A 3,981-nucleotide genomic window follows, 5' to 3' on the forward strand; every position below is an offset into this window, starting at 1 on the left:
GGGGGAACGGGGGAGATGTGGCCGGCGGGCCGGGAGCGTACGGCACGGTGGGTGGAGCGGTCGCTGCCGGCGGGCACCCGGGTGATCGGCGGCCGTCCGCTGCGCGGCGGCTGGACCTCCGAGATGTGGCACCTGGAGACGGTGGACGCGGAGGGGACCCGGGGCGGTGTGGTGCTGCGCTCCCTCGTCCGGGAGTTCTTCCGCCGGCACGCCCCCGGCCTGTTGGGGCGCGAGGCACGGGTGCTGGAACTCCTCGCGCCCGGCCCGGTGCCGGCCGCCCGTCTCCTGGCCGTCGATCCGACCGGGGAGCACGCCGACCACCCGTCCCTGCTGATGACGTTCCTGCCGGGCGGGCTGCGCCTCGGCTCCCGGGACGGCGAACCCGCCGAGCACCTCGACCACCGGCTCCGCCTGCTCGCCCGACAACTGGCCGACATCCATCGCTTCGAACCCGCCCCCGCCGACCGCCCCCGGACCTGGCAGGCGTGGACCGCCGCCGACCGGGTCCGGGTCCCCGCCGGCACCGGGCGGCCGGAGGTGTGGCGGCGGGCGGTGGAGGTGATCCGGCGCCCGCCGCCGGAGCCGTCGGCGTACCGGCCGTGCTTCCTGCACCGTGACCACCACCCCGGCAACGTGCTGTTCTCCGGTCCGCCGGGAGGGGAGCGGATCACCGGGGTGGTGGACTGGGTGGAGACCTCCACCGGGCCCGCCGACCTCGACGTGGCGCACTGCTCGTCCGCCCTGGCCCTGCTGCACGGCGCCGACACGGGCCTCGGCTTCGCCGACCACTACCTGCGGGAGGGCGGTCGGGAGCTCGCGGCGGTGCCGGCGGATCGGCTGTACTGGTATCTGGTGGACGCCCTGGCCTTCGCCCCCGACGCGGAGAAGGTCGCCGCGGTGTGGCGGGGGGTCGGCCGCCCCGACCTCACGCCGGAGCGGGCCGCCGACCGGTTGGAGGAGTGGCTCGTGGCGCTCCTGGAGCGCTTCGACCGATGACGGCCGGGGAGAGCCGGGAAAGCCGGGGGGGGAGCCGACCACGGAGGTGGGAACGTGACGGACGACACCACGGGCACGGGCGCGAACGACGGCGGGCGCGGCCGGGCGCCGGTCCCGGAGAGTCTGGACAGCCTGGAGGGTCTCGCGCTGGGGGACGCGTTCGGCGAGCGCTGGTTCCACACCTTCCGATCACCGGAGCGGGCCCTGGCCGAGATCGCCCGGCGGGAGCCGCCCGCGGAGTCCCCCTGGCGCTGGACCGACGACACGGCGATGGCGGTGAGCGTGCTGCGGGTGCTCCACGAGCACGGCGAGGTGGTGCCCCACCGCTTGGCGGCGTTCTTCGCCGAGTCCTTCGCGGCGGACCCCCGTCGCGGGTACGGGTCGGGGATGCACCGGTTGCTGCCGGGGTTGGCGGTCGATCCCACCACCTGGTCCGTCGCCGCCCGCGACCTGTTCGGCGGCGAGGGGAGTCTGGGCAACGGTGCCGCGATGCGGGTGGCTCCCCTCGGCGCCTGGTACGCCGGGGACCCGGGGGCCGCCGCCCGGGCGGCCGAGCTCTCCGCCCGGGTCACCCACGCCCACCCGCAGGGGGTGGCCGGAGCGGTGGCGGTGGCCGTCGCGGCGGCGATCCTGGCCGGGCGCGACCCGGCCGCGCCGACCGGTGGGGAACTGCTGATGGTGGTCGCCGGTCACCTGCCGGCGGGGGAGGTGCGCGGGGGCGTGGAACGCGCGATCGACCTGCCCGGTGACGCGGGCCCCGAACGCGCGGCGGCCCTGTTGGGCAGCGGGGACCGGGTCCGGGCGGACGACACGGTGCCGTTCGCGTTGTGGTGCGCCGCGCACCGGGCCGACGACCTGACCGAGGCGCTGTGGACGACCGCCGCCGGGTTCGGCGACGTGGACACCACCTGCGCCATCGTCGGCGGGGTGGTCGCCGCCCGCACCGGCCTCGGGGGCGTGCCGCCGACGTGGTGGGAGCGCCGCGAACCCCTCCCCGCGCCGTTCGCCCGGTGGAGGCCCGTCCGGTCGAGGGGAGGCCAGGGCCGCGGGCCGGACGCCGGCCCCATCCGGAACCGATCACTCCGGATGCGGGTGCCGGTCGCCGGTCCTACGGTGAGGACAACGACGGGCCCCCTCCCGGGCCCTCGGGGGACCGGCGAACAGGAGGCACACCGGATGAGCACATCGGACGAGTCCTCGAGCGGCACCGAGCGCAACGAGCCCCTGGACGAGAACCGCCCCACGCCCGACCGGCTCCTGCACACGGGCGGCGATCGGCCCGTGGACCCGGAGGACCTGGTCCGCCTGACCGGTCGGGAGCCCACCCCGGAGCGGTTGGAATGGGCGCGGAAGAAGCTGGAGGAGGAGGGGCCGGCGGCCGTGGAGCGGCTGCTGCCCTGACCCCGCCGCCGCGACCGCGGCGCGGCGGTTGATCGAGGACGGCCGGTTCGGTCGGGGCCGCGCGGCCCCGACCGAACCGGCCGCGCGCGTGCGGGGACCCCGGGGCCGCTCAGGGGCAGCTGTAGGTGAGATCCACCCGGGCCGGCCCCGCCTCCCGCCCCTCGACGTCGCCGAGGGGCGGGTCGATCAGGCGCAGTCGGGCCGAGGCCGTCACCACCCCCTCGCCCCGGAAGGTCCACAGCAGCCGCAGCCGGACCTCCTCCCGACCGCGCGGCACCCGTTCCACCAGCTCCCCGGAGGTCGTTCCGTCGCTGCGCAGCCACTCGTACCGCACCTCGCCGGGGCGGCCGTTGGTGCGCAGCACGCCCAGGATCTCGGCGGTGCCGTCGCAGGTCGGTGCGCCGCCCGGGCTGTGCACGGTGACCTCCCGGACCGCGAGGTCGGGCCCGAATCGCTGCCACCACACCCAGCCGCAGGCCGCCACCAGCACGAGCACCGCCGGCAGGTACCGCAGGGCGCGCCGCGCCCGGCTCCTCGACACCCCGGGGCGCACGCCCCCGGGGGTCGAGGCGCCGGACGCCGGGTCGGGCACGGTCGCGGGGAGGGGGAGGACGGCCGTCGGTCCGCTGCCGGACGTGCCACCGGAGCGCCGGTAGGGCACCCCGGGGCCGAACCGCAGCACCTCCCCGGGCCCCTCGGCCGCCCCCGACCGTTCCGCCGATCCGGTCCCGGCCCCCGTGGCGGCCGGGACATCGGGGACGGTGGCGGCCGTGGTGGCGGCCGTGGTGTGGAGGACGGTGTCCGCCCCGGTCCCCCGCCCGGGTGTCCGGCGCGGGGCCGGCACCCGGGTGCCGGGAGTCCCCCCGATCCCCTCCCGGGGGCCGGTGCCGCCCGCCGGGTCGGCGGTCCAGGGGGCGTCGAGCGCCGTCGCGGTGTAGGGGTCGTCCCCGGGGTCGCCCTTCCCGGGCGCCGGGGGCGGGTCGGCGGCCTCGCGGGAGGGAGCGGCACCCGCCGCCGGCCGCGCGTACGGCACGCGCGGGTCGCGGGAGCCGCCGGCTCCCGTCCCGGGCCCGGGTGGTGTCCCCGTGCCGGGGGGTTCCCGGCCGTCGCGCTCAGCCAAGGCAACCCCCCGGAGTGATCGGTGCCGATCGCTCGACGACCGGGGCCCCGCCGGGCTGCGCGACCATCCGCAGTCCGATCCGGTAGTCGCACGGGGCCTGCGCGGTGTGCTCCACGGTCACGGTGTACCGGGTCGCACCCTCGCGCTCCAGCACGAACGGCTCGCCGTCCGGCTTGCCGAGGTGTTCGGCGTTGTCGGACAGGTACCACTGTCCGTGCAGGGACACCGGGCCGGTGCCGTCGGTGGTGATCCCGATGACCGCGACGTGGGCGTAGGGGGCGCTCTGTCGGATGGTGACGTCGATCCCCGTGACGGAGGTGTCCGGGACGGTCGAGGGGGGTGGTGGTGTCCCCGTGCCGGGGGGTTCCCGGCCGTCGCGCTCAGCCAAGGCAACCCCCCGGAGTGATCGGTGCCGATCGCTCGACGACCGGGGCCCCGCCGGGCTGCGCGACCATCCGCAGTCC

At 77.7% G+C, this 3,981-nt stretch carries 4 protein-coding genes; 2 read left to right on the top strand and 2 right to left on the bottom strand.

The window, feature by feature from the left end:
- Positions 1 to 15: 15 nt before the first annotated feature.
- On the top strand, positions 16 to 996 hold the full coding sequence (locus FOE67_RS18915; protein WP_182665880.1) for a phosphotransferase family protein: 981 nt from the start codon (positions 16 to 18) through the stop codon (positions 994 to 996).
- A gap of 54 nt (positions 997 to 1,050) precedes the next feature.
- Complete coding sequence (locus FOE67_RS30470) at positions 1,051 to 2,397, top strand: ADP-ribosylglycohydrolase family protein (protein ID WP_182665882.1); 1,347 nt, start codon at positions 1,051 to 1,053, stop codon at positions 2,395 to 2,397.
- Between the two features lie 109 nt (positions 2,398 to 2,506).
- On the opposite strand, the gene FOE67_RS18925 is transcribed toward FOE67_RS30470, so the two are convergent.
- Positions 2,507 to 3,430, bottom strand: a complete 924-nt coding sequence (locus FOE67_RS18925; RefSeq protein ID WP_182665884.1) for a hypothetical protein — start codon at positions 3,428 to 3,430, stop codon at positions 2,507 to 2,509.
- A 79-nt stretch (positions 3,431 to 3,509) separates the two neighbouring features.
- Positions 3,510 to 3,905: a hypothetical protein gene (locus tag FOE67_RS18930; RefSeq protein ID WP_182665886.1), complete on the bottom strand. Its 396-nt coding sequence runs from the start codon at positions 3,903 to 3,905 to the stop codon at positions 3,510 to 3,512.
- Positions 3,906 to 3,981: the final 76 nt, after the last annotated feature.

It is taken from the genome of Streptomyces calidiresistens (assembly GCF_014141525.1).
In the GTDB taxonomy this organism is placed as follows: domain Bacteria; phylum Actinomycetota; class Actinomycetes; order Streptomycetales; family Streptomycetaceae; genus Streptomyces; species Streptomyces calidiresistens.